This window comes from Collinsella aerofaciens (assembly GCF_040920445.1).
Lineage (GTDB): Bacteria > Actinomycetota > Coriobacteriia > Coriobacteriales > Coriobacteriaceae > Collinsella > Collinsella aerofaciens_BH.
Map to the genome: position 1 here is coordinate 25537 of NZ_JBCOTQ010000009.1, position 17230 is coordinate 42766.

Below are 17230 nucleotides of genomic sequence, written 5' to 3' on the forward strand. Positions count from 1 at the left end.
CCTTCGAAGGAATCCAAAACTCAAAAAATAGGACAAAGGGGATGTCCCTTTGTCCTATGTGCCGGGCCTGCGGCTGGGACATGCCCCAGGCCCGGCGTCGTGTAGGAAAAGCTACTTAGTCCTCGAGAGCCTTCTCGATGCGGCTCGTGACGCCCTTGAGGTTAAGACCGACGACGTACTGCTTGATCGGGCGCTTGATGTGCTCGATCACAAAGCGCTTGCCGTCGATGTCCTGGGCAGCGAGGTTGCGATAGAGCTTCTCGACCTGCTCCTTGACCTCGGGATCGTTGAACGCATAGTGGCCGGAGACATCCAGGATCTTCAGGCTGAGCTCATCGTCGGCAAGGATGTCATCGACCTGCAGGTTGACGTCGTCGCCAGTCATCCACTTGCGCCAGCGCTCGGTCTTGATAGCCTTGACCAGCAGCGTGTGATACAGGTCGGAGGGGTCATCGCACAGACCGTTGTCGACCAGGATCTGCTCGGTGGCGCAGAGCTTGAGGTAGGCGCGGGTCTCCTCGGTGCCATACTGCGGAGCGACGTTGGAGGCGGTCACGTGTGCCGGGATGTGCTCGAGCAGCGTCGCGTCGTCCAGATAGTCGGCGTTGTGCTCCTTCAGGCCCACGCCATAGCGCTTGGCCATATCGGCAAGCTCGCGGGCGTTCTTGAAGTTGTAGTGACCGACCTGCTCCGTCCAGCGGGTAAGGGTGCCGGTCTGGCCGACGATAAAGGTGGGCATGGGGCAGCCGCGCTTCTCGAGCTCGGGCTGCAGCTGAGAAATGAACTCCTCGTACTTATCGGTAGAGGTCAAGCCGCCATTGGTCTCCTCGGTACCGACCTCATAGGCGACCTCGGGCAGGTTATGCTCGCGACGGTACTGCTCAAGGTAGTCGATAAGATCGATCGTGCGGCGAAGCACCACGTCGAGCGGAATAACCTTGCCGATCTGATAGGGGTCCTTGGTGGGGTCGACCATCAGCAGGTCAAAGCCCGCCTCCATGTCGGCGACGAAGGACTTGCGGGCGAGCTCCATGGCCTCGTCCTCGGGCAGGTGGGCGTTACGCTCCTCGTCGCGCTGCCACGGACCGCCGTGATCGCGGCACAGGTAGTACGGACCGGTGTAACCCACCTCGTCGGCAACCTTCTTGATGTCGGCGGCAAAGCGCGTCTGGTCCCAACCGTTGACGTAGCCGGCGCCCATCTCGTCCATATCGACCTGGTTGCGGCTGGCGATAAACATGGGCGGGAAATCCTCGTCCTTGGCAAGCTCGAACACGGCCTGAATCAGGTTGGGGCTCATGGGGCCAATGCCGACCATGGTTGCGTGATCGCCGCTATCCTGCAGCTTGAGCATGCCCTGAACGGCCTGACGGATGGTGAGGTTGGACATTTTGTTCTCCTTCTCCAGAGGATTTTTGACAAAAGTTCCCTGGGACCCAGATGTGGGCCCTATCAGTACGGATGGATTTTGTTGTGTAGGGGCGGTTGTGCGGAGTCAAATCCATCCCTCCGCACAACCGGAGTCCTTAAAGGTTTACTTGGCCTGCTTATCGAGCGTGGGCTTCATGGCAATCAGGATTGCAGCGGCGACCACGGCGCCAATCACGATGTCCAGGCAGAACAGCGCGACGTTGTTGGTGGCAAGGGCGACGATAAAGCCACCGTGCGGGACGTAGCAGTCGATGCCCTGGAAGGCGGCAAGTGCCGCACCCACGGCAGAGCCGATGCAAATGCCGGGCAGGGTGTGACCGAGGTCCTTGACCGCGAAGGGGATAGCGCCCTCGGTAATACCGATGCAGCCCATGAACAGCGCGGAGATGCCCATCTGGCGGTCAGCGTCATCGAACTTGTTCTTGGCGATGAGCGCAGCGAGGCCACAGGCGATCGGGGGAACGGCGACGGCGACGCGGAACATACCGTTAGGACCGTAGATACCGGAGGCCATGATGGCCATGGTGAAGGTCGAGGCGGTCTTGTTGATGGGGCCACCCATATCGAAGGCGGTCATAACGCCAATGACCAGACCCAGGACAACTGCGGAACCGCCCTGCAGGCTGCCGAGCACGCCGGTGAGCCAGTCCATCACAAAGCCAAGCGGCGTGGCCAGGATGTAGATATAGGCCATGCCCAGGACAAGCGAGGTCAGAATCGGGATGATCAGGATGGGCATGATGGTCTGGATGGTGTTGTTGACCTTCCAGGTCTTCATCCAGCGGACAAAGTAGCCGCAGATGACCGCCATGATCATGGCGCCCAAGAAGCCGGTCGAAACGCTGTTGCCGTTAGGGGTAACGACTGCGTTATTGACCAGGTAGCCCAGGACAAAACCGGGGGCGAGCGCGGGCTTGCCGGCCATCGAGTAGGAGATGTATGCCGCAAGCACCGGGATCATCATGGAGATGCCGGCCATGCCGATGGTGTTAAGGCTCACCATCAGCGGGTTCGTAACCTCCATGCCGTTGGCGCCGGCGGTACCGGATGCCAGCGAGAAGGCAAGAAACACGCCGCCGATAACGACGATGGGGATAAAATAGGAAACGCCGGTATTGAATGCATTGAGCAGCGTCTTGCCAGGATCGGCAAAGATAGACTGCTTGGACGCCGGTGTCGGGGCCTGCGGGGCAGCGGAGACGGCCTTCTTCTCTGCCTTGGCCTCGGCCTTGGGCGCGTCAACGGCGCCACCCGTCGCCTTGATGATCTCAATGGCCTGGTCGATGATCTTTACCGGATCGGCGATTACATCAGAGGTGCCGACCTTCAGGAACTTGCCCTCGGCCATCTTCTGCTCAAAACGGTCCTCGTTCTCGACACCCACGTCGACGGACTCCAGGACCAGGTCGGCGGAGTCCACGTCTTCCTGCGTGAGCTCATTCTCGATACCCAGGCCACCCTGAGCCTCGACCTTGCACTCGATGCCACGGGCGGCGCATTCATCCTGAATCGCCTTCTGGGCCATATACGTGTGGGCGATACCCACAGTACAGGCGGCAACGCCTACGATCTTCATTGCTTCCCTCTTTTCATAGAGTTGCGTGCGCAAGACACCGTTTGCGGAGGCCTCCGGAGCATCCCCTGCCGTTTGGACTTGCTGTCTTTTCGACAAGAACAATATAGGTGCTCGTTTTTCTTAATGCCAGCTTATTTCGGTAAACGCGCAGGTCAGAGCGTTGGTTATGCGATTTAGTTATGCGTTTAACCAAAAATGAATCCTGCGATTTTGCCCTCGATTTCAAAAGTCAAGAAGTATTTGATTTTCTCGGTAGACGGCAGATGCGCATGCCGGTCACAAATTTCGACCCCACCCGTATGCCGCATTTGTTGCATACTCATATGAAAGGAAAAAGCCGCTCACCGAAGCGTATCCTTCACCAAGACTCAAAGTCATCATGTTGGAAAATGCTCATCTGTCGGAAGGAGTCGCTGTGGCAAAACAGCGCGTTACGATCGCAGACGTCGCTCGAGAGGCGGGAACCTCGACGGCAAGCGTCTCGTATTACCTCAACGACAAACGAGAAAAGCTTAGCGAGAAGACGCAGAACAAAATCGCGCGCGTCATTAAGGAACTCGGATACGTTCCCAACGCCCAAGCGCAGACGCTCACCGGCAAGCAAACCCACGTCATTGCCATCATCATTTTGGATAACACCAACAAATGGGCGGGGCTCGTTCTCAATGGCATGGAGCAGGTCATGCTCCCCGCGGGCTACCAGACGGTCGTTTGCACGAGCAACTTTAACCCCGAGACCGAGCTCATGTACGTCGACAAGATGCTCTCGCTGGGCGTCGATGGCTTTATCATCCAGCCCACGGCAAACTTCAAAGCCGTGCATGACCGCATTAGACGCGCCGGCAAGCCGGTCGTCTTTTTCGATGCGGCCATCTATAGCCCAGGTACCAGCTGGATCAAAACCAACCTTTACGACGGCGTGTACAACGCCACACAGGCACTCCTCGACGCCGGCTACGAAGATTTCTTTTCCATTGCCGCCAACATGACCGAAATGCGCACCCGCATGGAGCGTTTTCAGGGGTATGCCGAGGCGCTGGCAGCGAACGGGCAGCTCTACAAAGCGATTCCCATCGATCACAACAAGCCGTCAATCAACGAGCTCACTGAATACTTTAAATTCAAGTTCAATCCCGCCAAGCGAACCCTTATCTTCGTGCAAAATCAGTGGGCACTTCCCCGTGTCTACAAGGCCCTCCAGCCAATGGCCCATCTGCTTCCGCAGCAAATCGGCCTTTTGGGACTCAACTGCGAAGACTGGACTAATCTCACCACACCGACCGTCTCCACCATCATCGAGCCCGTCGACCAAGAAGGTCGCGAAGCAGCCGAGATGCTGCTCGCCCTACTTGACGGAAGCAGCGAACCCGGCGAGCAGCGCATTCTCGAGTGCAAGCTCAACTGGCTCGACTCCACCTCGATCTAGACCGCGGGACAAATGAATCAGTAACGTCTATCCCAAATCTTAAGTATTTGTTCGACAGAACGGCCCCTGCCGGCTCCTGCTAGACTGGTAGATTCCCAACCGTCCATCCAGGAGCCTCAATGTCGCGCAAGTCCGCCTACAAGCAAGCACTTTCCATCGGCACCGCCGTGGTGCTGGGGTTTGCGTTGTTTACGGGATCGCTCGACGGAGCGCCCAAGCTGTTGTCGCCGCAAAGCGATGAGCAGGCAGCGGCTCTGGCCGAAAAACAAAGCGAGAGTCCCAACCGTACCGACGACGAAGCGGACCTGGTTGCCCGGCTCGAATCGGGAACAGCGAGCTCCTCGGACTCTCAAAATAGCCAAGACTCTAGCGATGGCTCTGAATCCGCCGCAACCGACACCGGTGACACTGCCTCCGCGGATAGTGCCGCAACCCCCATCGACGAGGTCGAAAACCCCGACCTCAACCGCGCCCGCGGTGTTTATCTCAGCAGCATTCCCGACTACGCCGGCAACCCCTACGTTGCCCTTCGCGCCGACAGCACGCACCCGCTGGGTATGCCGTCGTTCACGCTCGACGAGTACGAGCGCGCCACCGAAGAGGGCTGCTTTAAGAAATTCTCCAAGCTCGACAGCCTGGGCCGCACTCGCAAGGCGCTCGCCTGCGTAGGCCCCGAGTCGCTCGGACAGGGAAAGCGCGGCGATATCTCGCGCATCCATCCTGCCGGTTGGCACCAGCAGCGCTACGACTTTATTCCAGGCCAGAGCCTCTACAACCGCTGCCACCTCATCGCCTGGTCGCTCTGCGGCGAGAACGCCAATCGCAAAAATCTCCTCACCGGCACGCGCTACCTCAACGAGACGGGCATGCTGCCGTTTGAAGAGCAGATCCTCGACTACATCCACGACACGGGCAACCACGTGCTCTACCGCGTCACGCCCATGTACAACGAAGAGGAACTCGTCTGTCGTGGCGTTCGTCTGGAAGCACAATCGATCGAGGACCACGGCAAGACCCTGTGCTTCCACGTGTACTGCTACAACCTGCAGCCGCACGTGCAGATTGACTACGCCACCGGCCGCAACCAGGCCACCGGAGAGTAGGTTCAACCGGGGCCACGCCCGCATCGTTTGTCACCGACGCGCACGGGAGGCTAATTCTTGCCTCCTACGGCGCATTTCTATGACATGGGGCCATCTCTCCAAGATATCCGTATTGTCGATGAAGAGTAGAAGGCAGACGCCAGACAGGCAGCCAAAGCAGCGGAAGCCTTACACTAAAACGTGATTTATTCTTTGCAATCACAATCTCGATAAGTTAATCGAAGCAAAACAACGTAAAATGAAGGTAATTTTGCTTCAAAGTAATCAGGAGAGACTGTGACCAATCGCGTCAACAATTCACATATAAAAAAGGATTGTCCCACCCCCATCTATATGCAGGTGGTCGACTATCTGCGCGAGAACATCGCCTCAGGAGCTTGGGAGCAAGCATCCAAAATCCCGTCGGAAGTCGAGCTCATGAGCACGCTCGGCGTCAGCCGCGGCAGCATCAAAAAGGCCATTTCCAGGCTTGTTGATGAGGGCCTGCTTGAGCAAATTCAGGGAAAGGGAACTTACGTTAAGTCAAAAGACATCTCTTTCCCCCTTACAGAGGGTCTTATCTCTTTCTCCGAATCTCTAATCGAGCAAGGTCTTTCTTTCGAAACAAGCATTCTCGATTGCGAAATTCGTAAGTCGGACGAAGATATTTCCAGACATCTCGGTATTGTCGAAGGTTCTGACTACCTTCATCTCGAGCGAGTGCGCAGCGTTGAGGGTGAACCTGTGATGTTCATCGAAAACAACATCAATATGGCACTTGTCCCAGGTATTGAAACAGCCGACTTTGTTAACGAAGGTCTCTTTGCAATAATCGAGCGGCTCTCAGGCCACCAGATCGAATACTCAAAGACCTCCTTTGTGGCAAAGCTCGCGGATACCCAACGCGCGGATGCGCTTGGTCTCTCTACGCAGTCCCCGCTTCTTCAGCAGCTTCAAACAGTCTACTTGGACAATGACTCTGCAATTGAATATGCGCGCGTATGGCTTAAATCCAGCAGGTTCCAGCTTGGCACCGTTTTTCAGCGCCGCCATTAAAGCTCTTGAGAGCGGCGGCATTGCGCTTAACATAATTCCAAAACGCAAAAAGGCGAACCCGTGGGTTCGCCTTTTTGTAAACGGTTTTAGTCCAGCGCGTCAAACAGCTCCGTAAGCAACGCTGCCCTGTCATCCGTAATCGCCAGGGCGCTCGAAATGCCGGTACCTTGCGCGCCAAGTCCAATCAGGCGACGAACGTCGCCTCCGCACCTGATTCCCGCTCCCTCCATGATAACGATGTCGGGATTGATGGACCTTACGGCAGCGATGGTCTCCGCGATGTAATCATCGCCGCTTGTATGGCCGGTTCCCACAAGGCTACTCGGCTCGCAAAGAATCACGTCCGGGTCCATCGCCGCAACCGCTTTGGACTCTGTCACGCTATCGGCTGCAACAATGGTTAGAATCTCAAGCTCACGAGCGCGATCGATCGTTGCCGCCAACTTATCAACGGCCAGGGGGTGTGCCGTGTGATTTAGAAAGACAGCTTGAACTCCCGCGCTCTTAAGCGACTCAAGAGGTGTCAGTCCCATTCCTTTTCCGTCACCGACAAGATCGGCATGCTGCGCTGTGGGAATTGCAAATTTCAAATCCTTCGCAACTGCGCAGAGCTCGGGAACGGGAGCAGTCCAAAAAATCGAATGATCTCGATCTTTTGCGATTTCATCCGTAAGATGAGCCGCTGCAATTGAATCGTCCGCAAGCAAATAGGTCTTAGGACTGACTGTGAAAAGTGGCAGTTTTAAATCGGAACGTTTCATGAGAACACGTCCTTTCCGACTAATACATGGCCTGCCATACCGAGCGATTTAGCCGTTGAAGCTAATCTCGATGCCGGTTTCCAGCTTGGGAAGCACGCTTGGTGTCACGAGAACCGTTCCAGGAAGCAGCTCTCGCTCGCCATCGAACGCAATGGTTAGATGACCGAGCCCTCCCATGTTCTCGTTCGCAGCTTCACCAAACTCCTTAATCGTGTAGACCTGATCGCCGATGGAAATGGTGCCGCCCTCAGCAAGCACGTTATCCTCTGTAGGAGTTCCATCGTGAACGACGCAGATGTCGCGCAACTCTGCAGGAGCGGTCGGGCCAAACAGGACCACCATCTTCTCGTTGAGAAGCTCCTCAACAAACGAGCCGATCTCAGTGACCTTAACCTTGTACATTTGATTTCTCCTATCTTTGTTACGCCGCAGGCGCAGTCATTGACCTGTCGATAACACGAATAGCCTGGGCAAAAGCATCGTGATAGCTTTCGTTGGCCAGATGGTCTAGGGCGGTCTCGATATTCAACCCCAACATCTCGCTCATCTCCGAAAACTCCGGTTTGAGGGAAAGCCCTTTGAGCTCATAGCAACCGTTAATCACGCCGTCATGATCAGTCAGGATCATCACAAACGCCTTTCGGCTAAAACTCACCTTGCACATACCCGTGCCCAAGTATCCCTCATGATCGCGAGCGCGCTCATGGATGAGAACACGCACCCTCTTCCAATAGCGATACTGGGTGAATGTTCCTGCAAGCCATACAAGAATAAAGAAGGCTATTGTAATGAGTGCGTTGAGCATAGCGGGCCTTTCCCTCTTAAAGCATTCAGTTTACAGGCCAAAGGACAGTACGTAGGCGAGAATAATCTGGATCGGGGTGGTAATCAGCTTGCCAAACAGGAATGCAGGGTAACCGATTTCGATCGTCTCGGGCTTTGCCTCCATGAGAGTCATGCCAACGGGAGCAAAGTCAGAACCAACCTGGCAGTTGACGGCAAAGAAGCCGGGAAGGGCAAAGTTAGCGGGAATCGTGCCGTTGGCGATTTGGTCGCCAACAAGAACAGAAAGCACAGAAGCGATGATTGCGCCCGGGCAGATCAATGGCGAAAGGAACGGGATTGAGCAGAACATGCCAATTGCCAGCATACCGGGCAGCGAGCCCGCAAGCGGAGTGAGAACGCCGGCAAGAACGTTCGCGAAACCCGTGTAGTTAATAATGCCGATCAACACCGAGACAAACGCCATAAAGGGGATGATGTTGCGGATAACGTCATTCACGGTATCACGTGCAGCCTGATAGATGATGCTGATGACGCGACCAACGCCGGTGCCGATCTTAGAGACAACGTCCATAAACCCGTTAGACTGTTTGGACGCAATCTCGGCGCGCCCCTCAGCAATCTTTGCGTGAACGTTTTCCTTCGTCGTCTCCTCGTGTGCCTTTTCGGTCTTTACCGGCTCAGCGGGAACATCCGCGGCATCGACAAGAGCGATGCAATCGGGATTGACATCGGACGCAAAGAGATCCTCGGTGATGAACTGTGCCAGAGGGCCAGACGGGGAACCAGGTTTGATGTTCAGCGTCTTAAGACCCATCTTGGGATAAGTGCCGCAGCGGGCCACGCCAGCGCAGTCGATAACAACAGCGCATGCCTGATCGGTCTCGATCGGGTCCTTAAACTGATCGTGCGCCTCGGCGCCGGTAAGCTCCGCGATGCGAAGGGCAACCGGACTGATTCCGCCCAGGGTCACGCTCAGAACATAGGGCTTTTCGGCCGTGGGGGTAATGATAAGGGGTCCGCCCCAACCGTTGCCGCCGTGGGACGCCTTTACGCTTTTAAATTCACTCATGATCTAGACTCTCCTTTTGCGCTGAACCACTAGGCAGCAAGCTTAGCTTCGTTGCGCTTCTTCATGATGAGGTACAGCTTCTCGGTAACGATGCCCTTGATCAGGCAAACGATCAGACCAACGACGAGGAAGCGGATGGCAAGCTCAGAGGAGTTCTTTCCCAGTGCCTCGTAGCCAGCCGAGATGCCAAGCCAAACAAAAAGCTCGGACGAGTTGGCGTGCGGGAAAAGGCCGACGATGGGATGCATCATGGACACGACCGCATCGTAGAATGCAGGTTTGTAGTCCTCCTCGACAAACACACCAAAGGTGTACGCCATCGGGTTGCAGAGGAAGAAGGTACAAAGGAATGGAATGAGGGTATAGCGGAGAACCGCATATTTGGTGCACTTCTTCATGAACCCATAGACGCGCTCCTCGCCAATCAGCTGGATGATTGCCTTGATCGTAAGGATCAGGCAAATCAGCATGGGAATCATGCCCGTGATAAACGAGGCAAACTGCTCGCCCGCAGCATTAAAAAGGCCGGTAAAGCCCTCCGCAAGGAAGATAAGGAAATCGTTTACTGCTCCCATTTTCATTCTCCTTAATTGATGTTCGTTACTGCTATCGTCCTACCTGAGCGCCCGCTCCTCCCCTTTCATTCGGCCATATACGCTCATGGTTGTCTACGGTCGTCTATATATTACAAAGTGACTACCTTCTGAGCTTTGCTCTTGCATTCCTTTCGGTGAATGGTTGGTTTTGTAGGGCAAACGGCTATGCGCTCTTTAGCTCATAGATATTTTCTAATGCCTTAAATATGCGCATGTACCTGTCAAAACGCACATTGTATATCTCGTGGACTTTGTCGTTTTTTTCAACGGAATCTAGCCTTTTGCAGACCCCGGCGGCAATATCGGCCAAATCTTGTCCGCAAGAAGCTGAAAGCGCTAGCAATGCCGCGCCCTGACCGGCACCGGACGATTCCATGCGCACTAAATCGATTCCCAACACGTTTGAGAGCGTTTGCGCCCAAAAATCGTTCTTAGCCCCTCCGCCAACAAGCCTGATACCGAACCACTCTTGCGAATGGTTCACGGATTCCTTGAGTTCCCTGAGGGCATATGCCGTGCCCTCCATAAGTGCCCTCTCAAGCTCCGAACGCGTCGTGTCAAGGTCAAGCCCCAAAAAGGCACCTCGAACCGACGGGCAACCGTGCAAGACCTTTTCCCCCGACAGATGCGGATAGAACATGAGGTCCCTCATTTCGTAGAAAGGATCCTCAACGGCCTTGTCCTCGAGATCGTAGGAGTCGCTGTCTAGAATCTGTCCGTACCACCACTCCTTAGCTCCACCACACGACCTAATACTGAGCTGAACTTGCGTCTTAAGAGTATTACCCCATTTAAACAATACGGGCTTACCAACATCTGGAAGTTCAACCCCTTCGGCCGAATACATCAGCACACCGCTTGTGCCAAGCGAAATGGTGGGAATGCCCTCCAGGAGACAGCCCGTACAAATCGCCGCCGCAGGATTATCGCCCGTCCCCCTTACAATCGAAGCGTCTGCGGGAATTCCCGTCTCAGCCGAAGCCCTTTCGCTAACGACCCCGATAACCTTGTCGGAAGGCTCGACAGCGGGAAGCAACGACTCGGGAACCCCAAAATGCTCGCAAACCTCGTCAATCCAAGTTTGCTTCTTATTATCGAAAAGCCCCGTTGTCGACGCTCCGCAATAGTCCATGCCGGGATGTCCGCCAAACTTGAGAGCGATCCAATCCGAAACCGAAAGGAATACCTCGCTCTTGGAAAGAGCTGCTGGGTTGTTTTTAGCCATCCATGCAAGGTTCATTGCCGGAACCCCAGTTGAAAGGAAGCTGGCAACCTGAGGAAAACCTACAGCTAGCGCCCACTGCTTCTCATCAAAAACAGTGTCAATCGTGCGTTGATCATTCCACATTATCGCCGGACATGTCGGAACCCCAGCAGCATCAACCAGCACCGTCGTATGCATTTGCCCGGTGGCCCCAACGCCCTTAATTAGAGACAGGTCGACCTTCTCCCCAAGCAAGGCGCACGCCGAACAAACGGCATCCCACCATATCCCGGGTTCGATCTCTCTCCAACCGGGATGAGGCTCAGAGCATTCGTAAGCCTCGCTTGCAGTTGCGACAACTTTTCCACTTTCATCAATGCACGTAAGCTTCACCGATGACGTGCCAACATCGACACCAAGGTAGAGCGCGCCCATTATCGCCTCATCCATATCCATAATTCCGATTTACTCAGCGATGCCGTTAATGGCGCGGGTCGTTTTGTAGGCAACGGCCGCGACGGCTTCTCGAGCATCGATTAGCACCTTGGCAAGATTGTGCTCATTGTTGTTTGCCTCATACGCCTTGCCAACAGTTGTGATGTAGGCCTTACGCAGGTCGCTTGCAATATTGATCTTGGACATCTTGTGCGGCTGCATCGCATGGATGGTCTCGTAGGGAATTCCCGAGCCGCCATGAAGAACGAGGGGACACGGAGATACCTCTGCAAGCTTCTCAAGCAGCGGCAAATCGATGCGCGGCTCATCTTCGAGGCCATGAACATTACCGATGGACACGGCCAGCAAATCACAGCCCGTGCGCTCTACGAACTCACAAACCTGATCCGGGTCGGTCTTAAGATCCGCCTCGGAAACATGATCGTCCTCCTTGCCCTTGATGGCGCCAAGCTCCGCCTCGACGGGCACGCCATAGCAATGGCAATAGTCGACCGCCTGGCGCGAGAAGCGAATGTTCTCTTCAAAGGAAAGCGCGGCACCGTCGATCATGACAGAGGTGAAGCCAGCCTGGACCGCCTGGCGTACGTCCTCGAGCGTCTTGCCGTGATCGAGATGCAGACACGTGGGAACGATATAATCCTCCGCCGCGCGCTTTACGATGGATGCGATCATGCCGTAATCGGACAGCTTGACGTTAGTAGGGGCGATCTGAAGAATACCCGGCATCCCGGCCCTCTGTAATCCATCCAGGATACCTAAGGTCATCTCCATGTTCGTCGTGTTATATGCGGGAAGGAGCCATCCGTTCTTGCGTGCAATCTGGATCAGCTCAGTCGAAGTTACAACTGCCATGATTCCTCCAACCGGGTTACGGCAATTCGAGTTGAGTTTTCGTTCCAGATACTTATATAGACGTCTATGTACCTGTTTATAGACGACTATATACCTTTTTGATTTATGCGCAAAGCACTAAATACAGCAAATCGAAAAAAGGGGCTGCCGAGAAGCACTCGACAGCCCCTTTCATTTGACATGCTTACCCCAGCGCCCCATTTGCCAGCATATCGGTAACGTCATTTAGGCTCGGAACTATTGCCGTGGCCAATCTTTCCATCTCATCTGTTGGCTCAGAGAGATCGGGGACCATGACAGTGCAAAATCCTCCTGCAAATCCCGCACGCACCCCGTTATAGGAATCCTCTAAAACGAGGGATTTCTGCGGCGAAGCTCCTAGCTCATCCGCCGCTTTCAAAAAGACGTCTGGATAAGGCTTGGCGTGTTCGACCTCAATACCAGAGACGATCGAATCGAAATAAGGGAGTATTCCTCCCCTTATCAAATTTGCCTCGATCATTTTTCTGCTCGATGATGAAGCAACCGCCATCGGAATTCCCTCAGCCTGAAGATAGTCGAGAAGCCGATCTAATCCGGGTTTCTTCTCTGCGCCCTGAGCCAGCGCTTCATGCGCTATTTCGTAAAAACGGTCAACAAACGCTTGAGAATCGACCTCATCACCATACCACTCGCGAATAATGGACACCGCTTCCGATCCATTGGTGCCACGCATGGCGTCCGCAAGACCCTCTTTGCATTCAACCTCAAACTCAATTGCGGTTTTGGGCCAGCAGGAAGCCCAAATCGGCTCAGTATCGAACATGAGCCCGTCCATATCGAAGATAACCGCCTCGAACATATTGCCTCCTAGTTCAAATAGACGTCTATATACGTTTATTCTATCAAAGGAGATCTATCTTTCGCGACGGCATGAAAGGAGACGGGCCCAGTAAAAGCCGGCAGGCACCTCGCCCACCAAAAACCACCACGATGGGGACTATTCCCATCGTGGTGGTTGCCCTACATCGATCTACTTGGCGTGGCACTTCCAGAGCGGCCCTTGCATCGGCATGTATGTTGCAGGCAAAATCACACGCTACTTGGCGCGACCCTCCTCATAGCGCTCAACCAGCTTGGCCTGAACGTCATAGGGAACCTGCTCATAGCCAGCAGGCTTCATGGTAAAGTCACCCGTGCCGCGCGTGATAGAGCGCAGGCGCGTCGAGTAATCCGTCAACTCGGCGAGAGGTGCCTGGGCAATGACCACGGTATCGCCGCGCTCATCGGTCTCCATACCCGTCACGCGACCGCGCGAGGCCGAGATGTCGCCCATCACGGCGCCGGCGTAGCTCTCGGGGATAGTCACCGTGATTTCCTCGATGGGCTCCAACACCACCGGGTCGGCATCGGCGCATGCCTTGCGCAGGCCGATGCGAGCCGCCGCGCGGAACGCCATCTCGTTGGAGTCGACGCTGTGATACGAGCCGTCGTACACAGCCACGCAAATGCCCGTGAGCGGATAGCCGGCAATGATGCCGTCCTTCATGGTCTCCTGGACGCCCTTGTCCACGGCGGGGATCAGCGAGCGCGGAATGCGGCCGCCCACGACCTCGTCCACAAACTCATAGCCGTCGCTCGTGCCGTCGGGCCCAATGAGCGGCTCCACGCGCAGCCAGCAGTCGCCGTACTGACCGGCGCCGCCGGTCTGCTTCTTATGGCGGCCCTGGGCACTTGCCGTGCGGCGAATAGTCTCGCGATACGGGATGCGGATCGGCACGCTCTTGGCCACGACCTTGGTGCGATCCTCAAGGCGATTGAGCAGGACCGAAACCTGCGCCTCACCCACGGCGGAGATGATAGTCTGGCCGGTCTCCTCGTCACGATCGATGCTCATGGTCGGATCGGCCTTGCAGGCCTTCTCAATAAACGTGTAGAGCTTCTCTTCGTCCCCGCGATTCTCGGCCTCGATGGCAATGCGGTACTGCGAGTTGGGGAACTTAAACGCCGCAGCCTCGACCTTGCCGGTAATCGAGAGCGTATCGCCCGTCTCGGCCGCCAGCTTGGGTGCCACGATAATGTCGCCGGCATAAGCGTGGCCAACCTCGGTCATATCGCGGCCGCACATCACATACAGGTGAGCCAGACGATCGCTCTTGCGGGTACGCGCATTGATCAGCTCAAGGCCCGGCTCAAGCGTACCCGTCAGCACCTTGATAAAGCTGATGCGACCCTGCTGCGGATCAGCCAGGGTCTTAAACACAAAGGCCACCGGGCGGTCATCGTCACTCGAGATTTTGAGCGAATCGCCGTCGATAAGCGGCATCTCGCCGTAGTCGGTCGGCGCCGGGAAGTACGTCGCGATGTCGTCCATCAGCGAGTTGACGCCCTGCTCCTTAATGCAATCGCCCGCAAAGACCGGCACAAAGATGCGCTCGGCAATCGCCTTCGACAGCAAGCCCTCAAGCTCCTCCTGCGTCAGCGTCTCCTCGCCTTCCAGGTACTTCATCATCAGCTCATCGTCGGCCTCGGCCACCAACTCGCACAGATGGTCATGGGCCTCCTCGGCCTGGGCACGATACTCCTCGGGAATCTCCGACTCAACGGCTTCGGTGCCGTTGCAATGGCGCGCCTTCATGCGCACCAGGTCGATGATGCCGTCAAAGTCCTCGCCCTCGCCCCAGGGAAGGGTCACGGCGCCCAGGCGCGTGCCAAAGCGCTCCTGCAGCAGGTCCATCGTGGTCGCAAAGCTGGCCTCGGAGCGCGACAGGCGGTTTACGAACACCGCACGCGCCAGGCGCAGGTCCTCGGCGGCATACCAGAGCTTAACCGTCGTAGGCTGCGGGCCGGCCTCGGCGTCGACCACAAACAGAGCCGTCTCGCAGACGCTCATCGCGGCAAAGGCGTCGCCGATAAAATCGGGGTAGCACGGGGCATCGAGCACATTGATGCGCGCGCCCTTCCAGTCGATCGGCGCGATGGTCGTCGAGATGGAGAATGAACGCTTGACCTCTTCAGGGTCATAGTCGAGCGTGGGCTTGGTGCCGTCGTGGCCGCCCAGGCGGGCAGTCTTGCCGGAAAGGTGGAGCATGGCCTCGGCGAGTGAAGTCTTGCCCACCCCGCCTTGGCCTACGAGCACCACGTTCCTTACATTGCCGGTCTTGGGAGCACCCATGATGACCTCCTTGCAGGGCCGCGCGCAATGCGCGACGCCAACGGGGAGAGTTCGCGGTCGGTGCCATCCCGGGAGCAGCATGGTCGGCAGCCGAGCCGACTCACCCTCCAAATGTCCTATGCCACCACCCTACCCTCACGGGCGACCATCCATGCACACCTTTCGGCGCACGTATGAATACAGGCGGCGAGAGGAAGAGACGAGCTTATGAAGCGGTTATTGAACCCCGTCGATGCAAACAAAAAGCCGCCACAGACCGTAAGACCTGCGGCGGCTTCGCCTCAATTAATAGTTGAGTAGATACCTGAGCCTATCCCTCGATACGGCTCAAGAACTCACGGGTACGTTGCTCACGCGGGTGATTGATAACCTGCTCGGCCGGACCCTCCTCGACAATGCGGCCTCCGTCCATAAAGACCACGCGATCGGCAACATCGCGCGCAAACTGCATCGCGTGGGTCACGATCACCATCGTCATATTCTGCGCGGCAAGGTCTTTAATGACACGCAGCACCTCGGCCGTTAGCTCGGGATCGAGCGCCGAGGTCGGCTCGTCAAAGAACAAGATCTCCGGGTCGAGCGCCAAGGCGCGGGCGATACTCACGCGCTGTTGCTGACCGCCCGAAAGCTCACACGGAACCTTGTTCTCGTTGCCCACAAGCCCCATCTGAGCAATCAATTCATGCGCACGAGCTTCCGCCTGCTCGCGCGGGCGCTTAAGCACGCGGATCGGCGCGTCGATGATGTTTTTCATCACGGTATAGTGCGGGAACAGGTTGTAATTTTGGAACACCAGGCCGAATCGCGAGCGCGCCTGCTTGGGCACATCGCCCTTCGCATAGACCGCGCCCGAACCCGCATCCGTCGCAACGGCAAGGTCGCCAAACGAGAGCGAGCCTCCGTCGAGTGTCTCGAGCAGCGTGGCACACCGCAGCAGCGTGGACTTGCCGCCACCCGAAGGCCCGATAATCGCCACGACCTCGCCACGCTTCACCTCAAGCGAGATATCCTTGAGCACCTCATTGCCGCCAAACGCCTTACGCGCGTTCGCTATATTCATTACCGAATTAATCATGGTAGTAATCCAATTTTTTCTCGGCGGCGCCCAGCAGCATCTCGACGACGAAATTAAAGACCCAGTAAATCAGCGCCGCGATCGCAAACGGCACCATGCTCACCTGCGAGGCGACCAGCGCCTTGGCCGTCGAGAACATCTCACCCACGCCAATGGCAAACGCCAGCGACGTGTCCTTGACCAGCGTGATGATCTCGTTGCCCATCGCCGGCAGAATACGCTTGGCGACCTGCGGCATCACGATATACAGAAACGTCTGCATGCGCGAATAGCCCAGCACCTCCGCTGCCTCGTATTGACCGCGCGGAATGGACTGCAGGCCCGAGCGATAGATCTCGGCAAAGTAACCGGCGTAGTTGATGATGAACGCCACGACGCACGCCGTCCACTTGGAATCGGGCGTGAGCGAAATGCCGAACACGTAGTACGGGGCAAAGTAGATGGCAAACATCTGCAGCATGAGCGGCGTACCGCGCATGACCGAAATGTAGATGCGCGCAATCCAGCGAAGCGGCGCGATTTTGCTCATGCGCATAAACGCCACGGGGATTCCCAGCGGAATCGACCCCAGCAGTGTCAGCACAAACAACTGCAAACTGACCAAGAATCCCTGGCCAAGCATCTGCATCATGACCTGAATAGACAACCTAAGCTCTCTTTCGCGACAACAGAACAGCAAACCCAATGCTAAAGCGGGTTTTCCAGG

The 17230-nt window shown here is 56.2% G+C and carries 16 protein-coding genes; 3 read left to right on the forward strand and 13 right to left on the reverse strand.

The genetic code is table 11. The features are described from left to right. Window positions 1-115 precede the first annotated feature (115 nt). Together AB5405_RS02560 and AB5405_RS02565 are read right to left on the reverse strand one after the other, a co-directional pair. Window positions 116-1390 (reverse strand): class II D-tagatose-bisphosphate aldolase non-catalytic subunit, encoded by a 1275-nt coding sequence (locus tag AB5405_RS02560; RefSeq protein ID WP_006235615.1) that lies wholly within the window; start codon window positions 1388-1390, stop codon window positions 116-118. A 144-nt stretch (window positions 1391-1534) separates the two neighbouring features. After that, a complete protein-coding gene (locus AB5405_RS02565; protein WP_006235614.1) occupies window positions 1535-3007 on the reverse strand; it encodes a PTS fructose transporter subunit IIC in 1473 nt (490 codons plus the stop codon). A gap of 415 nt (window positions 3008-3422) precedes the next feature. Here AB5405_RS02565 and AB5405_RS02570 point away from each other — a divergent pair, with 415 nt between their 5' ends. The 3 genes from AB5405_RS02570 (at window position 3423) to AB5405_RS02580 (ending at window position 6571) form a co-directional block, all read left to right on the forward strand. Continuing rightward, window positions 3423-4433 (forward strand): LacI family DNA-binding transcriptional regulator, encoded by a 1011-nt coding sequence (locus AB5405_RS02570; RefSeq protein ID WP_040359542.1) that lies wholly within the window; start codon window positions 3423-3425, stop codon window positions 4431-4433. A gap of 119 nt (window positions 4434-4552) precedes the next feature. Next, window positions 4553-5536, forward strand: coding sequence for a DNA/RNA non-specific endonuclease (locus AB5405_RS02575; RefSeq protein WP_368137503.1), 984 nt, complete (start codon window positions 4553-4555; stop codon window positions 5534-5536). A 276-nt stretch (window positions 5537-5812) separates the two neighbouring features. Next, window positions 5813-6571 (forward strand): GntR family transcriptional regulator, encoded by a 759-nt coding sequence (locus AB5405_RS02580; RefSeq protein WP_368137505.1) that lies wholly within the window; start codon window positions 5813-5815, stop codon window positions 6569-6571. Between the two features lie 86 nt (window positions 6572-6657). Here the strand turns inward: AB5405_RS02580 and AB5405_RS02585 are convergent, their stop codons facing one another. From AB5405_RS02585 to AB5405_RS02635, 11 genes are all read right to left on the reverse strand, one after another. Then, the gene (locus tag AB5405_RS02585; protein ID WP_368137506.1) at window positions 6658-7332 is read right to left on the reverse strand and encodes a triose-phosphate isomerase; all 675 of its coding nucleotides are present in this window, start codon (window positions 7330-7332) and stop codon (window positions 6658-6660) included. Between the two features lie 48 nt (window positions 7333-7380). Further along, window positions 7381-7734, reverse strand: a complete 354-nt coding sequence (locus tag AB5405_RS02590) for a PTS glucitol/sorbitol transporter subunit IIA (RefSeq protein ID WP_152076182.1) — start codon at window positions 7732-7734, stop codon at window positions 7381-7383. Window positions 7735-7753: 19 nt separating this feature from the next. After that, window positions 7754-8137: a transcriptional regulator GutM gene (locus AB5405_RS02595; protein WP_156599813.1), complete on the reverse strand. Its 384-nt coding sequence runs from the start codon at window positions 8135-8137 to the stop codon at window positions 7754-7756. Window positions 8138-8167: 30 nt separating this feature from the next. Then, a complete protein-coding gene (locus AB5405_RS02600; RefSeq protein ID WP_368137507.1) occupies window positions 8168-9187 on the reverse strand; it encodes a PTS glucitol/sorbitol transporter subunit IIB in 1020 nt (339 codons plus the stop codon). A 29-nt stretch (window positions 9188-9216) separates the two neighbouring features. After that, entirely contained in the window at window positions 9217-9762 is a 546-nt protein-coding gene (srlA, locus tag AB5405_RS02605; protein WP_152076179.1) for a PTS glucitol/sorbitol transporter subunit IIC, read from the reverse strand. Window positions 9763-9946: 184 nt separating this feature from the next. Continuing rightward, complete coding sequence (locus AB5405_RS02610) at window positions 9947-11437, reverse strand: xylulokinase (RefSeq protein ID WP_368137508.1); 1491 nt, start codon at window positions 11435-11437, stop codon at window positions 9947-9949. A gap of 15 nt (window positions 11438-11452) precedes the next feature. Next, window positions 11453-12295 carry a class II aldolase gene (locus AB5405_RS02615; RefSeq protein ID WP_156599803.1) on the reverse strand — a complete coding sequence of 281 codons (843 nt, stop codon included), beginning with the start codon at window positions 12293-12295 and terminating at the stop codon, window positions 11453-11455. A 184-nt stretch (window positions 12296-12479) separates the two neighbouring features. After that, window positions 12480-13136, reverse strand: coding sequence for an HAD family hydrolase (locus AB5405_RS02620; protein WP_368137509.1), 657 nt, complete (start codon window positions 13134-13136; stop codon window positions 12480-12482). A gap of 237 nt (window positions 13137-13373) precedes the next feature. After that, window positions 13374-15449 (reverse strand): elongation factor G, encoded by a 2076-nt coding sequence (locus AB5405_RS02625; protein ID WP_368137510.1) that lies wholly within the window; start codon window positions 15447-15449, stop codon window positions 13374-13376. A gap of 310 nt (window positions 15450-15759) precedes the next feature. Beyond that, window positions 15760-16524 carry an amino acid ABC transporter ATP-binding protein gene (locus AB5405_RS02630; RefSeq protein ID WP_368137511.1) on the reverse strand — a complete coding sequence of 255 codons (765 nt, stop codon included), beginning with the start codon at window positions 16522-16524 and terminating at the stop codon, window positions 15760-15762. Further along, window positions 16517-17170 (reverse strand): amino acid ABC transporter permease, encoded by a 654-nt coding sequence (locus AB5405_RS02635; RefSeq protein WP_117806870.1) that lies wholly within the window; start codon window positions 17168-17170, stop codon window positions 16517-16519. Before AB5405_RS02635 ends, AB5405_RS02630 begins: the two co-directional genes overlap by 8 nt. Window positions 17171-17230 lie beyond the last annotated feature (60 nt).

Excerpts from the sequence above, each read along its gene's own strand:
- AB5405_RS02560 (WP_006235615.1), bottom strand. The coding sequence starts at position 1,390 with ATGTCCAACCTCACCATCCGTCAGGCCGTTCAGGGCATGCTCAAGCTG.
- AB5405_RS02565 (WP_006235614.1), bottom strand. The coding sequence starts at position 3,007 with ATGAAGATCGTAGGCGTTGCCGCCTGTACTGTGGGTATCGCCCACACG.
- AB5405_RS02575 (WP_368137503.1), top strand. The coding sequence starts at position 4,553 with ATGTCGCGCAAGTCCGCCTACAAGCAAGCACTTTCCATCGGCACCGCC.
- AB5405_RS02585 (WP_368137506.1), bottom strand. The coding sequence starts at position 7,332 with ATGAAACGTTCCGATTTAAAACTGCCACTTTTCACAGTCAGTCCTAAG.
- AB5405_RS02590 (WP_152076182.1), bottom strand. The coding sequence starts at position 7,734 with ATGTACAAGGTTAAGGTCACTGAGATCGGCTCGTTTGTTGAGGAGCTT.
- AB5405_RS02595 (WP_156599813.1), bottom strand. The coding sequence starts at position 8,137 with ATGCTCAACGCACTCATTACAATAGCCTTCTTTATTCTTGTATGGCTT.
- AB5405_RS02600 (WP_368137507.1), bottom strand. The coding sequence starts at position 9,187 with ATGAGTGAATTTAAAAGCGTAAAGGCGTCCCACGGCGGCAACGGTTGG.
- srlA (WP_152076179.1), bottom strand. The coding sequence starts at position 9,762 with ATGGGAGCAGTAAACGATTTCCTTATCTTCCTTGCGGAGGGCTTTACC.
- AB5405_RS02610 (WP_368137508.1), bottom strand. The coding sequence starts at position 11,437 with ATGGATGAGGCGATAATGGGCGCGCTCTACCTTGGTGTCGATGTTGGC.
- AB5405_RS02615 (WP_156599803.1), bottom strand. The coding sequence starts at position 12,295 with ATGGCAGTTGTAACTTCGACTGAGCTGATCCAGATTGCACGCAAGAAC.
- AB5405_RS02620 (WP_368137509.1), bottom strand. The coding sequence starts at position 13,136 with ATGTTCGAGGCGGTTATCTTCGATATGGACGGGCTCATGTTCGATACT.
- AB5405_RS02625 (WP_368137510.1), bottom strand. The coding sequence starts at position 15,449 with ATGGGTGCTCCCAAGACCGGCAATGTAAGGAACGTGGTGCTCGTAGGC.
- AB5405_RS02630 (WP_368137511.1), bottom strand. The coding sequence starts at position 16,524 with ATGATTAATTCGGTAATGAATATAGCGAACGCGCGTAAGGCGTTTGGC.